We start from the raw sequence: 21556 nt of genomic DNA, 5'->3' as shown, positions 1-21556 counted from the left end.
GGCGAGGTCGGTCGGGGCGTGGCTCAGAAGCGGGGTTCCTGGGTTTGGGCGGTGATGAGTTCTACCGCTTCTTCCTTGGTGGCCACGGAGGGTGGGGAGCCTTCCAGGGGCTGTTGGGCGGTTTCCTTCATGCAGGCGACGGCGAGGACGCCGACGAGGGCGGCGCCCATCGTGTAGTAGGCGGGGACCATGACGTCCTTGTGGAAGGCGCCCATGAGGGCGGTGATCACCAGGGGGGTGGTGCCGCCGAAGAGGGAGACGGCGAGGTTGTAGCCGATGGAGAGGGAGCCGTAGCGGACGTTGGTGGGGAAGAGGGCGGGGAGGGCGGCGGACATGGTGCCCAGGAGGCAGACCAGGGAGAGGCCGAGGAGGGCCATGCCGGTGCAGACGGCGGGCAGGGAGCCCTGTTTGACGAGGAGGAAGGCGGGGATCGCGAGGAGGAAGAAGCCGAGCATGCCGGTCATCAGCAGGGGCTTGCGGCCGTAGCGGTCGTTGAGTCTGCCGACGGTGCTGAGGAGGCACATGAGCACGAACATGGTGCCGAGGAGGATCAGCAGGCCGTGGGACTCCTCGTAGTGGAGGGTGTCCGTCAGGTATGTCGGCATGTACGACAGCAGCATGTAGTCGGTGATGTTGTAGGCGCCGACCAGGGCGATGCAGAGGATGAGGGTGGGCCACTGCTGGGCGAAGATCTCGCTCAGTTTCTTCTTCGGGGCGTTCTCGGAGAGGTGGGAGAACTCTGCTTCGGACTCGACGACGGAGCCGGTGGCGCTGTGGGTGTGGGCGGCCTCGAACTTCTGGAAGGCGGGGGTCTCGTCGAGCTTGATCCGCAGGTAGAGGCCGACGAGGCCGAGGGGTCCTGCGATGAGGAAGGGGAGGCGCCAGCCCCAGGCCTCCATGGTGGTGTCGCCGAGGGCCGTGTTGAGGAGCAGGACGATGCCGGCGGCGCCCGTGTAGCCGATGAGGGTGCCCAGTTCGAGGAAGCTGCCGAAGAATCCGCGCTTCTTGTCGGGGGCGTATTCGGCGATGAAGGTCGAGGCGCCGCCGTATTCGCCGCCGGTGGAGAAGCCCTGGACGAGGCGGAAGGCGATGAGGAGGACGGGGGACCAGAAGCCGATGGCGGCGTAGGAGGGGATCAGGCCGATGCAGAAGGTGCCCAGCGCCATCAGGATCATGGTGAGGGCGAGGACCTTCTTGCGGCCGACGCGGTCGCCGAGGGGGCCGAAGTAGGCGCCGCCGAGGGGGCGTACGAGGAAGGCGACGGCGAAGGTGGCGAAGGAGGAGAGCAGGCTGGTGGTGTCGCTGCCGCCGGGGAAGAAGACGTTGCCGATGGTGACCGCGAGATAGCTGTAGATCCCGAAGTCGAACCATTCCATGGCGTTGCCGAGGGCCGCGGCCTTCACGGCGCGTTTGACGACGCGTTCGTCGGTGACGGTGATGTCGGTGCGGCGGAGTCGTGGGTTCTTGCGCCGGGCGACGGCACGGAAGAGCGCCCGGTGGCGCTTGAGCGCTTCGCGGTCCTGGTCAGGTGCGAGGTCGGCTTCGGTGCTGCCGTTCGGCACTGGGCGGTCCTCTCGGTCGGTCGGCGCGTGCTGCGCGGTGGGATACGACAGGTACGCCTGCGCGGTCGAGCGCGAACCAAACCAATCTGGCCGAATATCGCGGGGTACGTCATTTCCGGGTGCGCCGTACGGACCATGGCGGGGGGCGACCCGCCAGGGGTGGCGCAGGGCTTGTTACAGGACTGGTACACAGCCGCGCGGTCACCGCAGTACTCGGGCAATCAGCCTGTGTGGCAGGGGCGGGAGAGTGTCAGGGCCGGGCGTGGCATTCGTGTTTGCTGGGGGGTACGGGGTGTGGTCCCCGGGAGGAGATCGTGATGACCGACCGCGAATGGTCCCGCTGGGTTCGGGGCCGTACCGCGCTGGTGGCCTTCGTCGTGGTGACGGTGCTGGCGGCCGGCGGGGTGTGGTTCAGCCAGTCGTCGGACCGCGCGTCGGCGGTGGATGCGGCGCCCAAGACCTCGGCGGTGCAGGGCGTGAAGACCGGCGCCAAGCAGTCGGGGGGTCTGCCGGGGGTGCGGGACTGCGGGATCGGTGCGCCGGAGGTCAAGCCTCAGGTGATTACGCTGACCTGCGCCGATGCGGGGATGGTGGCGACCGCGATCACCTGGAAGAAGTATGGTGCGCGGGATGCGCTGGGGGTGGGTGTGGTGCAGGTGGAGAAGACCACGGCGGGGGTCGGGACGGATTCCGGGTTCCCGGCGACCTTCCGGCTCTACGGGCCGAAGCCCGTCGACGGTGGGCTGGCGTTCACCGGGCTCGAGGTGACGTACGAGGGCTCGACGCCGCTCGGGGACACGACGGAGATGTACAACCTCGCGTGATGGGCATTCGAGGCCGGATCGCCCTGGCCATTTCCTGTGTGACGGCGCTGGCCGTGGTGGTGCTCGGGTTTTCCGTGCACCACATAGCGAGTTCGGAGCGGGACCGTTCGGCCCGGGCGTACCAGGACGACCGGTTGAGTGCGGCGCTCCAGATCTACGAGCGGGACGGCACGCTGGCGCTGGGTGCGCAGCTGGACGATGCGGCGTTGCCGTTGCCGTTGCGCGAGGCGGTGTTCAAGAACCGCTCGGGGACGTATGTCAGCGGCGGTGACGATCCGCGGGTGTGGGCGGCGACCGGGGTCGGTGAAGGTGACGGGAGCGCTCCGACGCGGTCGTTGTCGGTGTCGGCGCCGTATCCGGACGATGATCCGACGCAGGGGGCGCTGGACCGGGCGCTGGTGATCGCCGGGTGCGGCACGGTGGCGCTGATGGCGGTGGTGTCGTGGTTCGTGGCGCAGCGGCTGTCGCGGCGGCTGCGGCTGAGTGCGGCGGCGGCGCGGCGGATCGCGGCGGGTGCGCCGCCGGACGCGGATGCGCTGGCGAGCAACGGCCGGGACGAGGTGGCCGAGTTGGGCCGCAGTGTGCATCACATGGCGACGTCGCTGGCGGCGCGGGTGGAGGCGGAGCGCGAGTTCACCGCCGATGTGGCGCATGAGCTGCGGACGCCGGTGGCCGGGCTGGTGGCGGCGGCGGAGCTGTTGCCGCAGCCGCGGGCGGTGGAGATGGTGCGGGACCGGGCGCAGGCGATGCGCCGGCTCGTGGAGGATCTGCTGGAGGTGTCGCGGCTGGACGCGGGTGTGGAGCGGGCGGATCTGGACGCGTGTGAGCTGCCGTCGCTGGTGCGCGGGATCGTGCAGCGGGCGGCGCGGCAGCGTGGGGTGGACGAGGTGTCCGTCTCCGTCGAGGGGGAGCCGCGGATCGTGGAGACGGACCGGCGCCGGGTGGAGCGGGTGCTGGTGAATCTGCTGGCGAACGCGGCCAAGCACGGTAAGCCGCCGATCGAGGTGGTGGTGGCCGGGTCGCGGATCGTGGTGCGCGATCACGGGCCGGGGTATCCGGCGGAGTTGTGCGCGGAGGGTCCGCGGCGGTTCCGTACGGCGGCGCCGGAGCGGGGTACCGGGCACGGTCTGGGGCTGACGATCGCGGCGGGCCAGGCGGAGGTGCTGGGGGCGCGGCTGGACTTCGGCGCCGCCGAGGGGGGCGGCGCCGAAGCGGTGCTGGAGCTGCCGGACCGGGCGCTGCCCGGTCTCGCGGCTACAGCCCCAGGTCCTTGATGATCTTGGCGACGTGGCCGGTGGCCTTGACGTTGTAGAGGGCGCGCTCGACCTTGCCGTCCTCGTCGACGATGACGGTGGAGCGGATGACGCCGGTGACGGTCTTGCCGTAGAGCTTCTTCTCGCCGAAGGCGCCGTAGGCCTCCAGGACCGTCTTGTCGGGGTCGCCGAGGAGGGTGACCTTGAGGTCTTCCTTCTCGCGGAACTTGGCGAGCTTCTCCGGCTTGTCGGGGGAGATGCCGATGACGTCGTAGCCGTGGCCGGCCAGGAAGTCGAGGTTGTCGGTGAAGTCGCAGGCCTGCTTGGTGCAGCCGGGGGTCAGGGCGGCGGGGTAGAAGTAGACGATGACCTTGCGGCCCTTGTGGTCGGCGAGCGAGACCTGCTTGCCGTCCGCGTCGGACAGGGTGAAGGCGGGGGCGGTCTCGCCGGGCTGCAGTCGCGCGCTCATGACTCTCCTCTACGTGGATCCGTACGCCCCCGACATTACGTGGGTCCGTACGTCCTCGGCATCGGCCGGACGGCCGCCGGACGGGGTCCGGGGGCACGTTGGTGCCGCGAAACGGGGGTGCTGTGGGGCACGTGGGGGTGTGAGCTGACAGACTGTCGTCACGAATGGCGCGAGACGACGGAGGCAGCGCGGTGGCGGAGGCCAGGACCCCGGCGCAGATCGAGGCGGACATCGCCCGCAGGCGGCAGGAGCTCGCCGTCACGCTCGACGAGATCGGGGTGCGGCTGCACCCGAAGACGATCATGGGCGAGGTGAAGGCGACGGCGGCGGCTGCCGTGGACCGTACGGCGGGGCGGGCGTATGTGGCCGCCAACCGTGCGGTCTCGGACGTCCGGGGGCAGTTGGTGGCGGAGGACGGTACACCGCGGCTGGAGCGGATCATTCCGGTGGCCATGATCGGTGTGGCCGTGGTCGGTCTGCTGACGCTGCGCACCCGGCGGCGCCGCTGACCGGCGCCGACCGCCCGTTTGCCGCCTGCCGCGGCGCCCGACCGGGCCCGTGGTGCGTGCCGGGTCCCGCGGGGCAGGTACGGTCGTGCCGTGAGCCCGAATAACACCAAGGACACCCACGACAAGCTGCCGATCCGGATGCTGCACGACCGTGTGCTGGTACGGACGGACATTCCCGAGGGCGAGCGGCGCTCGTCCGGTGGCATCGTCATCCCCGCGACCGCGGCCGTCGGCCGGCGCCTGGCCTGGGCCGAGGTGGTCGCGGTCGGGCAGAACGTGCGGACCGTCGAGGTGGGGGACCGGGTGCTGTACGACCCGGAGGACCGGGCCGAGGTCGAGGTGCGTGGTGTGGCGTATGTGCTGATGCGTGAGCGCGATCTGCATGCGGTGGCCGCGGAGCGGCTGGAGGGCGCGGAGGACGCGACGGGGCTGTATCTCTAGATCTCTGGGTCTGTAGCGGGCGGTGACGGGTGTCACCGCCCGTTTTGCTGCCCTTTGCTAGCCTCGGGAAGCACCCGACGAGACGCGCCGTACCGGGTCAGGACAAGACGACGCACCCCTGTGGAAGTTCGTGAGCTCGCGTTCGAGCTCGTGCCTGGAGGTGCTGTCATGGCGTGGATCCTGCTCGTGGTCGCCGGTCTGCTGGAGGTCGGCTGGTCGGTGGGGCTGAAGTTCACCGACGGCTTCACCCGGCTGTGGCCCAGCGTGTTCACTGGTGCGGGCATCGTCGCCAGCATGCTGCTGCTCTCGTACGCGGCCCGGAGCCTGCCCGTCGGTACCGCCTACGGGGTGTGGGTGGGCATAGGGGCGGCGGGTGCGGCGGTGGTGGGGATGCTGGTGCTCGGCGAGCCGGCCACGGCCGCCCGGATCTTCTTCGTCGGTCTGCTGCTGGTGGCGGTGGTCGGCCTCAAGGCGACGTCGGGGCACTGAGGACGCCGGCCCGGCGCCGCGTACATCTAGCCCCCGGCCATGGCCGTCCACCAGCGTGACCGCAAGCGCCGTTCCAGGTCGTCGCCGCCCGGGCCCACGGTCGGGAAGTCGTCCGTGGGCTCGGTGGTGGGCGGGGTCCGGGGCGGGAAGGTGGGGGTGGGCGGCTCGGTGGCGGGCGGGGTCGGGGCTCCGGTGGTCGGCGCGGGGCGGGTGGGGGAGCCGGAGGCGCCGGGGGAGGCGGAGTCCGAGGCGCTGGGGGAGGCCGACTCGCTGTCGGAGGGCTCCACGGAGGGTGAGGCGTCGGCGCCGTCGGCCAGTTGCAGATCGAAGTCGCGGACCGGGTGGCCGCGCAGCGCCGCCGCGGTGTAGTCGGCCCAGATCTCGGCGGGGAAGTCGCCGCCGTTGACCCGCGACAGGCCCGCCGCGCCGTACAGCGGCTCCTGTGCGGCGCTCTCCGGGTTCTGGCCCAGTACGGCGACGACGGTGGCGAGATCGGGCGTGTAGCCCGCGAACCATGCGGCCTTGTCCCGCTCGGCGGTGCCGGTCTTGCCCGCGGCGGGCCGTCCGGCGCCCTGGGCGGCGGTGCCGGTCCCGCCGTCGACGACGCTGCGCAGGATCGCGGTGGTGGTGTCGGCGGCCTCGCGCGGGACGGCGCGGGTGCGTTCGCGCTCGGGCAGCTCGATCTCCTCGTCGCTCTTGGTGACCTTGTCGACGAGGGTGTACGGGCGCCGGGTGCCGTGCTGGGCGAGGGTGGCGTAGACCTGCGTCATGTCCAGGACGCTGGGGGTGGCGGTGCCCAGGGAGACCGCGCCCCGGGAGGCGGCGAGGCTGGGGGTGCCGGCGGGGATGCCCAGGTCGACGGCGGTTTCCTTGACCTTGTCGGGGCCGACGTCGATGCCCATCTGGGCGTAGACGGCGTTGACGGACTTGTCGGTGGCCTCGGTGACGGTGATCGGCCCGTAGGAGCGGTCGTCCTCGTTGGCGGGCGCGAAGCCGGTGGCGTGGCCGTGGCTGACCGTCATCCGCTTGTTGGTGCCGTCGTAGAGGGTGTTGGGGGTGATCGGGGTGCCGTCCTGGGTGGTGGAGTGGTGCGTCACGGCGGCGGCGAAGACGATCGGCTTGAAGGTGGAGCCGACCTGGTAGTCGCTGCGGGTGGCGCCGTTGACGTACTGCCGGGCGTAGTCGATGCCGCCGTAGAGGGCGACCACCCGGCCGCTTCCGGGGTCGATGGAGGCGCCGCCGGCCCGGACGTAGCCGTCGACGGTGCGGGAGTCGTCGAGCCGGTCCATCAGGCGGGTGTTGACCGCGGTGACGAAGGCTTTCTGGCGTCGCTTGCTGATCGTTGTGGTGATGCGGTAGCCGCCGGTCCGCAGGGTGTTCTCGTCGAGGACCTTGTGGTCGGTGAGGTAGTCCTTGACGGCCTCGACGAGGTAGCCGCGCTGGCCGGTGAGGCCGGGGGAGGTCCTGGCGGGCCTGGGGGCGGGGAACTGCATGGCGGCCCGCTCGCCGGGGCTGAGCCACTTCTGCTTGACCATGCCGTCCAGTACGTAGTTCCAACGGGCCAGTACCCGCGGCCGGTTCCCGGGGTGTGCGGTGAGGTCGTAGGCGCTGGGGGCGTTGAGGAGGGCGGCGAGGTAGGCGCCCTGAGCGGTGGTCAGCTGCTCGGAGTCGCAGCCGTAGTAGGCCTGGGCGGCGGCCTGGATGCCGTAGGCGTTGCGGCCGTAGTAGCTGGAGTTGAGGTAGCCGAGCAGGATGTTGTCCTTGCTCACCTCGCGGTCCAGTTTGATGGCGATGAAGAACTCCTTGGCCTTGCGGGTGAGGGTCTGTTCCTGGCCGAGGTAGTAGTTCTTCACGTACTGCTGGGTGATGGTGGAGCCGGACTGCTTGCCCTTGCCGGTGACGGTGTTCCAGGCGGCCCGCAGCATCGCGGCGGGGTCGACCGCGGACTCCGAGTAGAAGTCGCGGTCCTCGGCGGCGAGTACGGCCTGCTGGACGTCCTTGGGGATCTGGCTGAGCCGCACGTTCTGCCGGTTGACCTCGCCGTCGCGGGCCAGCTCGGACCCGTCGGAGTAGAGGTAGACGTTGCTCTGGGCCCTGGCGGCGCTGTTGGCCGGCGGGATGTCCACGAGGAGGTAGCCGGCGATCAGTGCGCCGATGACGAGCAGCAGAAACAGCAGCACGGTGCCGAGCACCGTGCGCCAGCTGGGGAGGGCCCGGCGCCAGCCTGTGCGTGGTCCGCTCATGTCTGTATGGACTCCTCGGCCGCCGCCGAAGGTTGTACCACGGCGGGGGATTGGTGTCGTGTTGGGGGGTTCGCGCCGTACGCCGGGAAAAGCTACTGTCGCCCGTTGGGTAACTTTCGCATCATCCGCCCCGGTCGGACGGGGTGGCGCGCACCCAGGACCGCGGCCCGACCGGCTGAATGGCGCCCATGGCTCACCCGAAGCGGTGATAAATCGATGGTGCCCGCGGCCTCCGCGACTTAGGCTCCGGTGCTTTGCCGTCGGACGGGAACAGGCCGGGTGAGCGTGTGTGGTACGTGGCGGTGGCGGCCGGCAGCTTCCGGCGGTACGCCACCTATCGAGTGGCCACGGTGGCGGGCGTGTTCACCAACACCGTCTTCGGTTTCATCGTCGCCTACACCTATCGCGCCCTGTGGGACGCGCGGCCGCATCTGGGCGGCTACGACCAGGCGCAGGCGCTGACGTTCGTCTGGACCACGCAGGCGCTGTTGGCGGCCTCGTCGCTGATGGTCGGCGGGGGCATCGACGAGCTCCAGGAGCGGATCCGCACCGGCGATATCGCGGTCGACCTCTACCGGCCCGCGGATCTCCAGGTGTGGTGGCTCTCCGCGGATCTGGGGCGGGCGGTGCTGCAACTGATCGGCCGAGGGGTGGCGCCGATGGCGGTGGGCGCGCTGTGCTTCCCGCTGGCGCTGCCCGGCGATCCGCTGACCTGGGGCTGGTTCCTGCTGTCGGTGCTGCTCGGGGTGGTGGTGAGCTTCGCCCTGCGGTATCTGGTCGCGCTGGCCTCGTTCTGGCTGCTGGACGGCTCGGGGCTGGCCCTGGTCACCGGCCTGGCCTGTCTGTTCTTCTCGGGGATGCTGCTGCCGCTGCGGGCCTTCCCCGGCGGTTTCGGGGAGATCGCCCAGCTGCTGCCGTGGGCGGCGATCCTCCAGGTGCCGGCCGATGTGCTGGTGGGGGTGCGCGGCGGGGGTGCGCTGGTGCGCGGGCTGGTGTTCCAGGCGGCGTGGGGCGCGGCGCTGCTGGCGCTGGGCCGGCTGGTGCAGTCGGCGGCGACCCGCAAGGTGGTGGTGCAGGGTGGTTAGAGGGAAGGCGTACTCCAGGGCCGGGACCGGTGAAAGCCGGCTGGCCGTGGGGCTGTTTGCGTACGGGCTGATCGTCCGGATGTGGGTGCGTTCCACGCTCGCCTACCGGGCGTCGTTCGTGATGCTGACGGCCGGCAACTTCGCCGCCTGCCTGCTGGACTTCGTCACGATCATGCTGATGTTCTCGCAGATCGACGCCCTCGGCGGCTTCTCGCTGCCCGAAGTGGCCTTTCTCTACGCCACGTCGGGGACCGCGCTGGGCCTGGCGGATCTGCTGCTGGGCAGCATGGAGCGGCTGGGCCGGCGGGTCCGCGACGGCACCCTCGACACCCTGCTGCTGCGCCCCGTACCGGTCTTCGCGCAGGTTGCCGCGGACCGTTTCGCGCTGCGCCGGCTGGGCCGGATCACCCAGGCGCTGCTGGTCCTGGGCTGGTCGCTGCCCCGGCTCGACGTGGACTGGACGCCGGGCCGGGTGCTGATGGTGCCGCTGATGGTGCTGTGCGGTACGGCCATCTTCGCGGCGGTGTTCGCCCTCGGCGCCGCCTTCCAGTTCTGGGCGCAGGACGCGGCCGAGGTGCAGAACTCCTTCACGTACGGCGGCAATGCGCTGCTCCAGTACCCGCCGACGGTGTTCGCCAGGGACCTGGTGCGCGGGGTGACCTTCCTCGTCCCGCTCGCCTTCGTCAACTGGATGCCCGCACTGCGCCTGTTGGGCCGCGAGGATCCGCTGGGGCTGCCGGGGTGGGCGGACTTCCTGGGGCCCGCGGTGGCCGCGCTGATGTGTGCCGGGGCCGCGCTGGCCTGGCGCCTGGGACTGCGGGCGTACCGGAGCACGGGCAGCTGACGGGGCATCGATCGAGGCGGGTGGAGGGTGGAAGGTGGAAGGGGAAGCGCATGGTGAACGGTGACGGTGCCGCGACGGAGCCGCGGAGCGGGACGGCGCAGCGGACCGAGGTGGAACCCCGGACCGGGAGGGAGCCTTGGACCGGGGCGGAGCCACTGACCGGGGCGGAGCCGCTGATCGAGGTGGACGGCGTCGAGAAGGTCTTCTCGGTACGGCGCAAGGCGGGCCGGCTGCGGCGGATCCGCCAGGAGGTGCGGGCCGTGGACGGCCTCACCTTCCAGGTGCCGCGCGGCGAGATGGTCGGCTACATCGGCCCGAACGGCGCCGGGAAGTCCACCACCATCAAGATGCTCACCGGCATCCTCACGCCCAGCGGCGGCCGGCTGCGGGTCGCCGGGGCCGACCCCGCACGGGAGCGGACCCGGCTCGCCCGCCGGATCGGGGTGGTCTTCGGCCAGCGCACCACGCTGTGGTGGGACCTGCCGCTGCGGGACTCCTACGAGCTGGTGCGCCGGATGTACCGGGTCCCCGACGCCGTCTACCGCACCAACCTCGACCGCTGCGTGGAACTGCTGGACCTGGCCCCGCTGATGGCCGTACCCGTACGCCAGCTCTCCCTCGGGCAGCGGATGCGCGGCGATATCGCGGCGGCGCTGCTGCACGACCCCGAGGTGCTCTACCTCGACGAGCCGACCATCGGGCTCGACGTCATCAGCAAGGCGAAGGTCCGGCAGTTCCTGAGCGAGGTGAACGCCGAGCGCGGCACCACGGTCCTGCTGACCACCCACGACCTGACCGACATCGAGCAGCTGTGCCGCCGGGTGATGGTCATCGACCACGGGCACATGGTCTACGACGGCGGCCTCGCCGGCCTGCGGGCGGCCGGCGACGGTGAGCGGACGCTGGTGGTGGACCTGGAACGCGAACTCCCGCCCATCGAGGGGATCCCCGGCGCCCGTACGGTCAAGGTCGAAGGCCCCCGCCAGTGGCTGGCCTTCCCGGCGGCGCAGAGCGCGGCACCGCTGGTCACCGCGGTCGCCGAACGCTATCCGCTGGTGGACCTGTCGGTACGCGAGCCGGACATCGAGGGCGTGATCGCCCGGCTGTACGCGGGCGGAGGCCGGCCGGGTACAGCCGGGCCGGGCGGCGAGAAAGCCCTTTAGTCTGTCCGCATGACTGAAGACCTCCCTGAATTGCGGGCCTCCGACGCCGACCGTGAGCGGGTCGCGGAGGTCCTGCGGGACGCCCTCGCGGAGGGGCGGCTGGTGATGGAGGAGTTCGAGGAGCGCCTCGAAGCGGCCTACAAGGCGCGTACGTACGGGGAGTTGGAGCCACTGACCGCCGATCTGCCGACGGCCGCGACGGCGCCGGCGGCGTCCTCGCGGCTGTCGCTGCGCAAGGACAGCGGCGCGGTGGCGGCCTGGTCCGAGCGGATCGTCAGCGGTGTGGCGGGCTCCTCGGTAGGCGTCGGCATCATGGGCGGCTTCCAGCGCAAGGGCCGGTGGACCATCGGGCGGCGCTTCACGGCCGTCGGCGTCATGGGCGGCGGCGAGATCGACCTGCGCGAGGCGAACTTCGCCGGGCCCGAGATCACGGTCACCTGCTGGGCGCTCATGGGCGGGGTGAGCATCGTGGTCCCGCCGGGCGTCGAGGTCGACGTCCGCGGCCTGGGCATCATGGGCGGCTTCGACTCCCGCGAGGACGGCACCCCCGGCGAGCCCGGCGCCCCGCGCGTGATCGTCAAGGGCCTGGCCCTGATGGGCGGCGTCAGCGTCGAACGCAAACTCCCCGAGGCGGAGCGCCGCGCCCTGAGGGAGGAACAGCGCGACCAGCGCAAGGAACTGGGCTGAGGGGACGGCGGAGCGGCATCTCCGCTAGCCGGCCGGTTTCCCGGCAGGCGGTTCCCCGGACTCCGTCGTCCCGCCGGCCTCCCCTCGGCGCTTCCCGAGCAGAAAGGTGGCCCCGGCGACGGCCGGGGTCATCACCGCACCCAGCGCGGTGATCCAGTCCGGGGGGCCGCCCTTCTGCCCCAGATCCACGGCGATGTTGATCGGACCGACGGCAAGCGAGGGGCTGGGCGTCGGAGTGGGTGTCGGGCTGTCGCGGGGCGGTGAGGGTTTGCTCGGCTCGAAGGGATTCAGTCCACTCACCGAAGTCGACTCGGTGTACTCCTCGGACGGCTCGGGAGAGGACAGTACGAGCAACGGAACCGACAGCAGCGACCCCACGACCGTCACCAGAACCGCCAGCGCCGTCGTCACCCACCGCACGTCGCGCAGACGTACGGCGAGCCAGGACCCGGCCGATCGGTCACCCCGCTGCTGCTGTTTCTCCACCATGGCCCTCGAATATCAGGGCCGGTCCGGTCACCCGGGGCGGAACGCGCCCGCAGCGGGGCTCACTTCACGTAACCACCTGCGTGGAGCAGTGCACCGGACGCCGCGCTCTACAGCGACGCCGGTGCCGACTGCCTGAGGTGGTCGAGGTTGAGCGCGTTGGCCATGGCGCGGTAGCCCTCGTCGCTGGGGTGGAGGTGGTCACCGGAGTCGTAGACGGGGCGCAGCCGGACCGGGGCGGCGGGGTCGCGGAGGGCCATGTCGAAGTCGACGACCTCGTCGTAGACGGTGCCGGAGCGGATGATGCGGTTGACCCGTTCGCGGACCGAATTCAGCAGCGTGGAGTAGCCGCGGTGTCCGCCGAACGGCGTCAGCGTGGAGCCGGTGACGCGCAGACCGCGGGCGTGGGCCTCGCGGACGATCTGCCGCATGCCCGCGACGATCTTCTCCGGGTCGAGCTGGCGCGGCGTCTTGAAGAGGTCGTTGAGGCCGATCTCGACGACGACCGCCTTCACGCCCGTACGGGAGAGGGCGTCGCGGTCCAGGCGGGACAGGACGCTGGGGCCGTTGTTGGGGGAGAACCGGCTGCCGTTGACCAGCAGGCGGTTGCCGCTGATGCCCTGGTTGAGGACGCCGTAGCGGGGCGCGCCGGGCTCGTTGCGCAGCCGTGCCGCGAGGAAGTCCGTCCAGCGGTGGTTGGCGCCGGCGGTGGAGGTGATGCCGTCGGTGATCGAGTCGCCGATCGCGACGACCGTGCCGCGCGCCCGGGTGCTCCAGACGTCCACGCCGGTCAGATAGCGCCAGTACGGGCTCTGCTCGGTGTAGGCGGCGCCCGTGGCGTCCTCGGTGCGGTCGCCGCGCGCCAGGTAGGAGGTCTGCCGGGCGTACGGGTGGTAGGTGGCCGGGCCCGACGGGGAGGGGGAGTACGTGGTGACCAGGAGGTCCGCGTCGTCGGGGACCGTGAGCCGGGCCGGGTCGCTGGTGACCGCGCCGCCCGCCGGGATGGTCACCGCGGGCCGCCCGCCGAAGCTCAGCCGGCGCATCGTCCCTTCGGCCGCGGTGGGGTTGCTGGGCGCCGCGGCCAGCGCCACCGAGGCATGGCTGACCACCAGCGGGCGGGTGCCGTAGAGGTTGGAGAGCTGGATCCGGGCCCCGGAGCCACCGACGCTGGTGTGTACGACGTTGCGGATCGACATCCCGGCATACCCCTGGAGGGTTCCGGGTTCGGCCGCCGCCGCGGCCGCCGACCAGGTGCCGACCCACTGCCCGGAGACCGCGGGCGCCGCCGGGTCGCGCTGCTTGTGCGGGGAGCTGCCCGGACCGGCGTCCTCGCCGCCGAAGCCGACGAATATGGCGGTCGAGATCAGCACCACCACTGCCGCCAGGCCGGCGAGCAGCGCGAAACCCACACTTTTCTTCATGCGGGGGGCGTCTCCTGAGGAAGGCGGAGCTGCACGCTCCGGGCGGGCAAAGGGCAGCGGATGATCAGCGGCACCGTTGCGGTCCGATCGGTCCCTCATGATCCCACGGACCTCGGGAGCGCCGCCCGGCGCCCCGCTCGATCCCGCCATGGCCGGTACGCGGGGAACTCGTGGTTCGTTCCGGGAGTAGGTCACAGTGGGACTACGGCCGGACCGGTGGCCGGACGTGCGGCGCGGATTCGTCCGTACGGCTGACGGGGGCACGGTGGGAGCGGTGGAGCGGATGGAACGCACAAGAGCGGACATGGTGCCGAAGGGCGGAATGACCCCGATGGTGGGGATGGCCGCGCCGGGCGGCGGCTTCGCGTACGGCGTGACCGACGAGGAGCGCAGGCGCGGGGTACGCCGGATGAAGACGCTGGCCACCGGCCTGCTGCTGGCCGTCGCGCTGGTCTACGCGCTGGCGACCTGGGCCGGTCATGCCGGGGCGGGCGGCTGGACGGGGTTCGTCGCGGCGGCGGCGGAGGCCGGGATGGTCGGTGCGCTGGCCGACTGGTTCGCGGTCACCGCGCTGTTCAAGCGGCCGATGGGGCTGCCGATCCCGCACACCGCGATCATTCCGACGAAGAAGGACCAACTGGGGCAGAGCCTGGGCGATTTCGTCGGGGAGAACTTCCTGTCCGGCGAGGTCGTACGGCGCCGGCTGCGTTCGGTGGGCATCGGCCGGCGGCTCGGCGGCTGGCTCGCCGAGCCGAAGAACGCCGACCGGGTCACCGCCGAGGCGTCCACCGCGCTGCGCGGCGCGCTGACCGTACTGCGCGACTCCGATGTGCAGGCGGTGGTCGGTGAGGCGATCACCCGCCGCGCGGACGCCCAGGAGATCGCGCCCGGTCTCGGCACGCTGCTGGCGAAGGTCGTCGCCGAGGGCGGCCACCGGCGGGTGGTGGACCTGGTCGTCCACCGTGCCCACGACTGGCTGGTCGAGCACGGCGACTCCGTGATGGCGGCGGTCTCCGGCGGCGCCCCCGGATGGACCCCGCGGTTCGTCGACCGCAAGGTGGGCGACCGGGTCTACAAGGAGCTGCTGCGCTTCGTCACCGAGATGCGGGACATGCCCGAGCATCCGGCGCGCGGCGCCGTCGACCGCTTCCTGAAGGACTTCGCGGCAGATCTCCAGTCCGACCCGGACACCCGGGCCAGGGTCGAGCGGCTGAAGTCGGAGGTGCTGGGCCGCGCCGAGGTGCAGGATCTGATCGCCTCGGCCTGGGGTGCGGTCCGCGCGATGATCGTCGCCGCCGCCGAGGACGAGCGCAGCGAACTGCGGCTGCGGGTGCGGGCGGCGCTGCTGTCCCTGGGCCGGCGGCTGTCCGCCGAGGAGCGGTTGCAGGGCAAGGTGGACGGCTGGCTGGAGGGCGCGGCCGTCTATGTGGTGACGACGTACCAGAGCGAGATCACCGCCCTGATCACCGAGACCGTCGCCGGCTGGGACGCCGAGCACACCTCGAAGAAGATCGAGGCGCACATCGGCCGTGACCTCCAGTTCATCCGTATCAACGGCACGGTCGTCGGCGCGCTGGCCGGGCTGGCCATCTACACCGTTTCGCACGTCCTGGGCGGCTGATCCCGCACTGCCTCTGGTGGTTGCCGCCCCCGGCGCCTACGGTGCGGCCCGTGCGGAAGCGGATACCGGTGGTCGTACAGGGGCGGCGGCACACCCGTCGCTCCGCCGCCGCGCGGGCGCTGTGGACGGGCGCGGAGCTGGCCGTGACGCTCGGCGCGGTTCTGCTGCTGCTCGTCGTCCACCAGTTGTGGTGGACGAACCGTCAGGCGCAGTACGCGGCCCGGGACGAAGTGGCGCAGCTGGAGCGGCAGTGGCAGCACGGGGAGCACGGGGAGAACCCGGAGAACACGGAGAGCGGGGAGGACAGCGAGGGCGCGCCGTCGCCGTCCTCCGTCGTGTCCCCGGCGCCCGAGGACGGTACGGGCCGGGGCAACGGCGGTCCCCGCCGGCCGGGAGGGCGTACGGCCGCCCCGCCCGCGCCGGATCTGGCCTATGCCGTCCTCCGCATCCCCCGCCTCGGCGTCATCGCCCCCGTCGCCGAGGGCACCGGCCGGGCCGCGGTCCTCAACAAGGGCTATGTCGGGCACTATCCGCGCAGCGCACAGCCCGGTGAGGCCGGCAATGCGGCACTGGCCGGGCACCGCAACACCCACGGCGAGCCGGTTCCGCCACCTCGACCGGCTGCGCCCCGGCGACACCGTCCTCATCGACACCGCCGGGGCCCGCTACACCTACGTCGTCCGCCGCACCCTGCCGCGGACCACCCCGGGGGACGGCACCGTCCTCGCCGCCGTCCCCTACAGCAGCGTGCACCCCTCCTACCGGTTCACCGCGCCCGCCGCCTATCTGACGCTGACGACGTGTACGCCTGAATACACCTCCACCTACCGGCTGGTGGTCTGGGGCGTGCTGCGGTCGACGCAGGCGAGGTGAGACCGGGCCCCTCCCCGGCATGGTTCGTCTAGGCTCTCGCCACGTGCGAATTCAGTCTCCCGGGGGCCGGTCCCCGGGCTCCCGAAAGCGCCCCGCGCTGCTGTGGCTGCTGCTGCCGTATGTGCTGTTCCTGGCGGTGCTGCCGCTGGTGAACCGGGTGACCCCGACCGTGCTGGGCCTGCCCTTCCTGGTCTTCTGGATGCTGGTGGCGACGCTGGCCACCCCGCTGTCGGTGTGGCTGGCGCGCCGCGCCGACCGCAGGCGTGGCCTGGCGGGGGACCTGCCGGGGGAGCGGTCGTGAACGCCACCGTCGCCACCGCGATCTTCGGCGGCTTCATGGTGCTCACCGTCGTCCTCGGCCTGCTCGCGGTGCGGGGGAGGGGAGGCGCCAGAGGCCTCACCGAGTGGTCGGTGGGCGGCCGGAGTCTGGGCACCGTCTTCATCTGGGTGCTGATGGCCGGCGAGAGCTATACGAGCTTCAGCTACCTCGGCGCGGCCGGCTGGGGCTACAACTTCGGCGCCCCGGTGCTCTATGTGCTGGCCTATATGTCCTGCGGCTGTGCGCTCGGGTACGTCGTCGGGCCGATGCTGTGGGCCTACGCCCGCCGGCACGGCCTGGTGGGCATCACCGACATCGTCGCCCACCGCTACCGCCGGCCCTGGCTGGGCGCTGCCGTCGCGCTGCTCGCCACCGTCTGTCTGCTGCCGTACATCCAGTTGCAGATCACCGGTATGGGCGTCGTCGTCTCCACCGTCTCCTACGGCGCGATCAGCCTGAACTGGGCCTACTTCATAGCCTTCGCGGTCACCACCGCCTTCGTCGTCATCAGCGGACTGCGCGGCAGCGCCTGGGTCTCCGTCCTCAAGGACCTCCTCGTCATCGCCACCCTCGGCTTCCTCGTCATCTACGTGCCGCTGCACTACTTCGATGGTTACGGGCCCTTCCTGCACCGGCTCGTCGCCGAGAAGTCGCAGTGGCTGACTTTCCCCGGACATGCCTCGGGCGGTCTGGGCCAGGTCTGGTTCGTCACCACCACCGTCGTCAACTCCCTCACGGTGGTGATCTTTCCGACGACCGTGGCGGGCTACCTCGGGGCCCGCAACGCCGAGGTGCTGCGCCGCAACGCCCTGTACCTCCCGTTCTACAACGTGCTGTTGTTCGTGCCGATGCTGCTGGGCCTGGCGGCGCTGTTCGTGGTGCCGGGGCTGACCGGCGCGGACTCCAATCTCGCGCTGTTCAAGCTGGTGGTGGACTCCCTCCCGGCCTGGGCCGTGGCCGTGATCGGGGCGGCCGCCGCCCTCTCCTCCATCGTGCCGATGGCCGTGTTCATGCTGGTCATCGGCACGATGTGGGGGAGGAGCGTACTGGGCGCGATCCCGCGGCTGGCCGGCCGTCAGAAGTTGTGGTCGCAACTGGTCGTGGTGGTGGCCGGGACGGTGGCGCTGCTGCTGACCTACACCGTTCCCGACACCCTCGTGCGGCTGTCCTTGATTTCGTACGAGGGCATGGCGCAGCTGGTGCCGATGCTGCTGCTGGGGCTGGTGTGGCGGCGGCTGACGTGGTGCGCCGCGGTGAGCGGCCTCGTGGCGGGCTTCGCTCTGGTCTGTGTCCTGGTCTTCGGGGGACACGACCCGCTGTGGGGGATGAACGCGGGGCTCGTCGCGCTGGCCGTGAATGTGGCGGTGGCGCTGGCGGTCACCTGGCTCGGGCCGCGGGAGGCGGACGAGCGGCCGGACGCCGAAGTGCTGGCGCTGGACGACGAGTTCCCCCGGGGGGAGGCCCCGGCGGCGGAAGCGCCGGTCAGCCCGTCGGCGTCGACGTGATCTTCTTGCCGTCCTTGGAGACCGCGAACCACAGGCCCATCTTGCCCTGGCCGTTGATGTCACCGGGCTGCTTGTCGCCGGTGAAGGTGTAGACCGGCCAGCAGTCGACGGCGAGCTGACGCAGGCCGTCGGGGCGGGTGACGGTGGAGATGAGCTTGGCGGGGATGCCCTTCAGCTTCGAGCGGTCGGCGGGCTTGGCGGGCTTCCAGGTGTCCAGGCAGGCGTCGTTGCAGCCGAACTTCATCGGCCAGGCGCTGTCCTTGTTGAAGCGGTAGAGGGTCATACCGTTGCCGTCGACGAGGATCTCACCGAGCTCGGGCTGGTTGGCCACCGAGACGTCGGCCGGCTCCTGGGCGGTCGCCTTCTTGCCCTCGGCGGTCAGCGCGGCCCATGTGCCGCCGACGCCCTGGCCCTTGGTGTCCCCGGCCTTGGTGTCCTTGGCGTAGCGGTAGGCGGGCCAGCCACCGATGGTCAGCTGCTCGGTGCCGTCGGCGCGGGTGACCGAGCCCAGTGCGCTCTTGGGGATGCCCGCGGGGGCCGAGGCGCCGTCGGCCGGCACCGGCGGCCAGGCGGTGGCGCAGGAGCCCGAGCAGTTGGACTTGGGGGGCTTGGCGGTGTCCTTGTCGAAGCGGTAGAGGGTCATGCCCTTGGAGTCGGCGACGATGGGCCCGAGCTTGGCGTCCTGATGCAGCGCCAGCGTCCCGGCCCGCGGGCCGGTCTGTGCGGACTTGCCGCTGTCGCCACCGGCCTGGCCGCCGTCGCCCTGGCCGGAGCCGGAGGAGCCGTAGCCGTAGTCACTGGTGCCCTGGCCGGCCGGCTGGACGGTGTCGGTGGTCGGGGTGCCGGCTCCCTGGGTGGCGCTGTTGCCGCAGGCGGCGGTGAGCGCCAGGGTCGCGACCGCCGCGGCCGCGAGTCCCGCACGACGTCGAGTGATCATGGTGTCTCCAATGTCGATGGGCAGTGTCAGTGGGCGATGTCGATGGGTGGTGCCGTTGTGTGCCTGTCGGTTGTCGGCCGGGCTGCCGTCGCTGTGCCGGTCGGTGTGCCGTCGCCCGGGGATACGGCGTACGGGGGGCCGGGCGTTCAGGGCGCGCGGAAATTTTTCTCCGGCGGCCAAAAGCCGTGCGGCACCGGTCAGTTGCCGCCCTGCACCCGCAGCGCCAGCGCCGGGCAGCGGCGCACCGCGAGCTGCGCGCGGCGCCGCATCCGGGCCGGCAGCGGCATGCTGGCCCGCTCCGGGTAGCCGTCCGGGCCGAGTTTGACGATGCCCGGCACCACATCCGCGCACAGGCCGTGGCCGCGGCACAGCGTCCAGTCGACCAGCAGCCGCTCCTGCGGCGGAGCGGGCGCCGCCGTGGGAGCGGGGTCGGTGGGCGGTGGCGGCTGGTGCCCGGTGACCGGCAGCGCTCCGGTCACCGGGCGGCCGCACCCGAACCCCTGCGCATGGCGCTCGAACTCCTCGGGGAAGGCGGCGAGGGCCGAGGCGACAAAGCGCGCGGTGCCGTCCGGGTGGCTGCATGCGCCGCGCTTCTCCACGGCCCGCATCCGGGCCCGCACGGCGTCCAGGGCGCCCGCGCCGCCGCCCCGTACGGCGCGGGCGAGTTCATCGGCGAGGGCGGGCAGCCCCAGCACGCAGGGACCGCACTGGCCGGCCGACTCGGCGGCCATCCACTGCGCGACCCGTACCGTCTCCCCCGCCGGACAGGTGTCGTACGGCATCGGCAGTACCGCCCCGGCGCCGAGCACCGCCCCGTACGTCGCCAGGTCGTCCCGGGAGAGGGTCGCGTGCTGGGCGTCGGCCGGGGAGATGAACGTGCCGTGGTAGCCGCCGAGGAGCACGCCCAGCCCCGGATCGGACCCGCACAGGGCCAGCACCCGGGTGAGCTGCACCCCGTAGGGGACTTCCACGACCCGGCTGCCGCCGACGGTCAGCAGCAGGGTGCCGGGCTCCGTGGGCAGCCCCGCGTTCCGGTAGCCGAGCGCGCCGAGCCGGGCGGCGACGGCGAGTTGGGCGTAGGTCTCGGTGTTCGACAGCAGTGTCGGCACCCCGTTCAGCCCGCGCTCGCTGGAGCGGACCTTACGGCCCGACGGCAGCCCGGGGCCGCCGCCCAGCCCGTTCGTCATCGCGGTGCCCTCGCCGGTGACGAACCGTTCGGTGAGCAGGGTGACCCGTAAGGCCGGCCGGACCGGGCCGCGTTCACCGATGGCGCGCCGCACCGAGTCCTCGACGTCCTTACGGGTCACCCCGAGGGCGACCTCCTGTGCACCGAGCGCCTCGGCGGCCAGCAGCGCGCCGTCCAGCACCAGATGCGGCGCATGCAGCAGCAGCGCGGTGTCCTTGAGGCAACTGGGCTCACCCTCACTGCCGTTGACGACCACCGCGCCCTTGCCGTCGGACCGCTTCATCCCGTCCCGGACGGCGGTCAGCTTCCGTGCGAAGGGGAACCCGGCGCCGCCGCGGCCGCGCAGATCGGTGTCCTCGGCGAGCGCCACCAGCTCCTGGAGCGAGAGCTTGGGCAGGCTGCCGTGCCGGGCCAGATGGGCCACCCGGTCCATGCGCGGCACCTCGTCGAGCCCGGCCAGCAGTCTCGGCGGCCCGTAGGACGCCAGCGTCGGTACCGGCTCCGGCACGGACAGGGCCGGCAGCAGTTGGGTGGGGGCGGGGGCGGTCATGGGAGTTCTCCTGAGTTCCTGCGTGCGTCGCGCAGCCGCAGCGCCAGCCGTACGGCGACCGCGGCAAGGCATACGGCGTATCCGGCGATGGCCCAACCGGCCGCGGCGCGGCCCGACTTCAGGCCGTGGACCAGGGCGAAGCCCCAGGCGAGATACGCGCTCATGTGCAGCGCCCGCCACCAGCGGGCGCCGGTGGTGCCGGTGAAGGCACCGCGCACCGCGCCGGTCACCGCGACGGCGATGAACACATAGGCGGCCAGCGTGCCCAGGCCGATGAGCACGGGACGCGCGCCGTCGGTGAACGGCACCGCCATGGACACCGTCGTGGCATGGCCCTCGGCGACCTTCACCCAGATGTGCAGGCCCAGAAAGCCGAGTCCGGCGACGCCGGTTCCGCGGTGCACGGCCTGGGCGAGCAGCCGGTGGCCCGAGTGCAGCACCATCCGGTCGGTGGCGGCCAGGCCCCACAGCACGGTCACCGACAGCGAGACCAGTGCGAGCACCCCGGCGCCGTAGTCCAGAAAGCGCATCAGGGTGTCCATCGCGCCGGAGTGCAGGGTGACGGCGATGAAGAGCAGCAGTGCGGCCGGAAGTGCCGGGCGCAGTACGGCAGTTCCGGTGAAGCCGCCGGCCGCTCCGCGGCCCGGCGACCCGGGTTCGTTCGGCGGGCGGCGGGGCCGCGGCAGGAGCGGCGAGGGCCGGGCGCGGTGCGCCGCGCGGCGACTCTGGCGGCTCTGCAAACGTGGTGCGGACATCGGACCTCCGGTGTCGGAGCACGGGTGCGGGATGCGAATTTCGGTGAAATTTCCCGGCGGCGTTATTTGCCCGGGGCTTTTGTGCGGGTGACCCCCGGTAACACTGAACATTCCGTAACCGGGTGGATACGCAGGGCCGTAATCCGGATGTGCAAAAGCATCTACGAACGCGTTCAAGCTTTCGTAAGCTTTATCGCGCTGTGACAAATTCCTGCACCGGCGTCGCGATCGCGCGGGAGGACTCCGGATGATGCCGACTCAGGTGCACGGGGGCGCCGATCCCCTGTCCAAGCCGCATCCCCGCCAGGATCGAGGTTAGCGATGTGTGATCTCC

20 protein-coding genes, 1 pseudogene and 1 riboswitch are annotated in these 21556 nt (G+C 71.7%); of the genes and pseudogenes, 13 read left to right on the top strand and 8 right to left on the bottom strand.

What is annotated here, in order from left to right:
* Positions 1–23: 23 nt before the first annotated feature.
* A complete protein-coding gene (locus tag ACZ55A_RS29670; RefSeq protein ID WP_468846356.1) occupies positions 24–1562 on the bottom strand; it encodes an MFS transporter in 1539 nt (512 codons plus the stop codon).
* Positions 1563–1879: 317 nt separating this feature from the next.
* Between ACZ55A_RS29670 and ACZ55A_RS29665 the strand changes: the two genes are divergently transcribed.
* Positions 1880–2386, top strand: coding sequence for a hypothetical protein (locus ACZ55A_RS29665; RefSeq protein WP_468846354.1), 507 nt, complete (start codon positions 1880–1882; stop codon positions 2384–2386).
* A complete protein-coding gene (locus ACZ55A_RS29660; RefSeq protein ID WP_468846351.1) occupies positions 2386–3660 on the top strand; it encodes a sensor histidine kinase in 1275 nt (424 codons plus the stop codon). The genes ACZ55A_RS29665 and ACZ55A_RS29660 overlap by 1 nt, the downstream gene beginning before the upstream one ends.
* Here ACZ55A_RS29660 and bcp read toward each other — a convergent pair.
* Entirely contained in the window at positions 3641–4108 is a 468-nt protein-coding gene (bcp, locus tag ACZ55A_RS29655; protein ID WP_468846349.1) for a thioredoxin-dependent thiol peroxidase, read from the bottom strand. The genes ACZ55A_RS29660 and bcp overlap by 20 nt on opposite strands.
* Positions 4109–4299: 191 nt before the next feature.
* Here bcp and ACZ55A_RS29650 point away from each other — a divergent pair, with 191 nt between their 5' ends.
* The 3 genes from ACZ55A_RS29650 (at position 4300) to ACZ55A_RS29640 (ending at position 5547) form a co-directional block, all read left to right on the top strand.
* Positions 4300–4617 carry a DUF3618 domain-containing protein gene (locus tag ACZ55A_RS29650; protein WP_468846638.1) on the top strand — a complete coding sequence of 106 codons (318 nt, stop codon included), beginning with the start codon at positions 4300–4302 and terminating at the stop codon, positions 4615–4617.
* Positions 4618–4755: 138 nt separating this feature from the next.
* Complete coding sequence (locus ACZ55A_RS29645) at positions 4756–5058, top strand: GroES family chaperonin (RefSeq protein WP_048828920.1); 303 nt, start codon at positions 4756–4758, stop codon at positions 5056–5058.
* Between the two features lie 56 nt (positions 5059–5114).
* Positions 5115–5175: riboswitch (guanidine-III (ykkC-III) riboswitch) on the top strand.
* A 51-nt stretch (positions 5176–5226) separates the two neighbouring features.
* Entirely contained in the window at positions 5227–5547 is a 321-nt protein-coding gene (locus ACZ55A_RS29640) for a DMT family transporter (protein WP_468846347.1), read from the top strand.
* 26 nt (positions 5548–5573) lie between these two features.
* Here ACZ55A_RS29640 and ACZ55A_RS29635 read toward each other — a convergent pair whose 3' ends face one another.
* Complete coding sequence (locus tag ACZ55A_RS29635) at positions 5574–7841, bottom strand: transglycosylase domain-containing protein (protein WP_468846636.1); 2268 nt, start codon at positions 7839–7841, stop codon at positions 5574–5576.
* Between the two features lie 236 nt (positions 7842–8077).
* On the opposite strand from ACZ55A_RS29635, the gene ACZ55A_RS29630 reads away from it, so the two are divergent.
* The 4 genes from ACZ55A_RS29630 to ACZ55A_RS29615 all read left to right on the top strand — a co-directional run bounded on the left by ACZ55A_RS29630 (position 8078) and on the right by ACZ55A_RS29615 (position 11569).
* A complete protein-coding gene (locus ACZ55A_RS29630; RefSeq protein WP_468846344.1) occupies positions 8078–8875 on the top strand; it encodes an ABC transporter permease in 798 nt (265 codons plus the stop codon).
* Between the two features lie 79 nt (positions 8876–8954).
* Positions 8955–9719 (top strand): ABC transporter permease, encoded by a 765-nt coding sequence (locus ACZ55A_RS29625; RefSeq protein ID WP_468846633.1) that lies wholly within the window; start codon positions 8955–8957, stop codon positions 9717–9719.
* 50 nt (positions 9720–9769) lie between these two features.
* Positions 9770–10882 (top strand): ABC transporter ATP-binding protein, encoded by a 1113-nt coding sequence (locus tag ACZ55A_RS29620; protein WP_468846342.1) that lies wholly within the window; start codon positions 9770–9772, stop codon positions 10880–10882.
* Positions 10883–10891: 9 nt separating this feature from the next.
* Positions 10892–11569 carry a DUF1707 SHOCT-like domain-containing protein gene (locus ACZ55A_RS29615; RefSeq protein ID WP_468846339.1) on the top strand — a complete coding sequence of 226 codons (678 nt, stop codon included), beginning with the start codon at positions 10892–10894 and terminating at the stop codon, positions 11567–11569.
* A gap of 24 nt (positions 11570–11593) precedes the next feature.
* Here the strand turns inward: ACZ55A_RS29615 and ACZ55A_RS29610 are convergent, their stop codons facing one another.
* Both ACZ55A_RS29610 and ACZ55A_RS29605 read right to left on the bottom strand, forming a co-directional pair.
* The gene (locus ACZ55A_RS29610; protein WP_468846337.1) at positions 11594–12058 is read right to left on the bottom strand and encodes a hypothetical protein; all 465 of its coding nucleotides are present in this window, start codon (positions 12056–12058) and stop codon (positions 11594–11596) included.
* Positions 12059–12165: 107 nt separating this feature from the next.
* On the bottom strand, positions 12166–13476 hold the full coding sequence (locus tag ACZ55A_RS29605) for an SGNH/GDSL hydrolase family protein (protein WP_468846334.1): 1311 nt from the start codon (positions 13474–13476) through the stop codon (positions 12166–12168).
* A 322-nt stretch (positions 13477–13798) separates the two neighbouring features.
* On the opposite strand from ACZ55A_RS29605, the gene ACZ55A_RS29600 reads away from it, so the two are divergent.
* From ACZ55A_RS29600 to ACZ55A_RS29585, 4 genes and pseudogenes are all read left to right on the top strand, one after another.
* The gene (locus tag ACZ55A_RS29600; RefSeq protein WP_468846630.1) at positions 13799–15097 is read left to right on the top strand and encodes a DUF445 domain-containing protein; all 1299 of its coding nucleotides are present in this window, start codon (positions 13799–13801) and stop codon (positions 15095–15097) included.
* A gap of 143 nt (positions 15098–15240) precedes the next feature.
* Positions 15241–15970: pseudogene (locus ACZ55A_RS29595) on the top strand (class E sortase).
* Between the two features lie 43 nt (positions 15971–16013).
* Positions 16014–16271 carry a DUF3311 domain-containing protein gene (locus tag ACZ55A_RS29590; RefSeq protein ID WP_468846331.1) on the top strand — a complete coding sequence of 86 codons (258 nt, stop codon included), beginning with the start codon at positions 16014–16016 and terminating at the stop codon, positions 16269–16271.
* Positions 16268–17794 carry a sodium:solute symporter family protein gene (locus ACZ55A_RS29585; protein ID WP_468846328.1) on the top strand — a complete coding sequence of 509 codons (1527 nt, stop codon included), beginning with the start codon at positions 16268–16270 and terminating at the stop codon, positions 17792–17794. The genes ACZ55A_RS29590 and ACZ55A_RS29585 overlap by 4 nt, the downstream gene beginning before the upstream one ends.
* Here the strand turns inward: ACZ55A_RS29585 and ACZ55A_RS29580 are convergent.
* The 3 genes from ACZ55A_RS29580 to ACZ55A_RS29570 all read right to left on the bottom strand — a co-directional run bounded on the left by ACZ55A_RS29580 (position 17772) and on the right by ACZ55A_RS29570 (position 21222).
* Complete coding sequence (locus ACZ55A_RS29580; protein ID WP_468846325.1) at positions 17772–18731, bottom strand: SCO0930 family lipoprotein; 960 nt, start codon at positions 18729–18731, stop codon at positions 17772–17774. The genes ACZ55A_RS29585 and ACZ55A_RS29580 overlap by 23 nt on opposite strands.
* A gap of 197 nt (positions 18732–18928) precedes the next feature.
* On the bottom strand, positions 18929–20467 hold the full coding sequence (locus ACZ55A_RS29575) for an NADH-ubiquinone oxidoreductase-F iron-sulfur binding region domain-containing protein (protein WP_468846323.1): 1539 nt from the start codon (positions 20465–20467) through the stop codon (positions 18929–18931).
* Positions 20464–21222: a hypothetical protein gene (locus tag ACZ55A_RS29570; protein ID WP_468846320.1), complete on the bottom strand. Its 759-nt coding sequence runs from the start codon at positions 21220–21222 to the stop codon at positions 20464–20466. Before ACZ55A_RS29570 ends, ACZ55A_RS29575 begins: the two co-directional genes overlap by 4 nt.
* Positions 21223–21556 lie beyond the last annotated feature (334 nt).

Source organism: Streptomyces sp. NPDC034111 (assembly GCF_055575375.1).
Note: the sequence above shows the minus strand (reverse complement) of the source record. Positions and strands in the feature narration are given on the sequence as shown.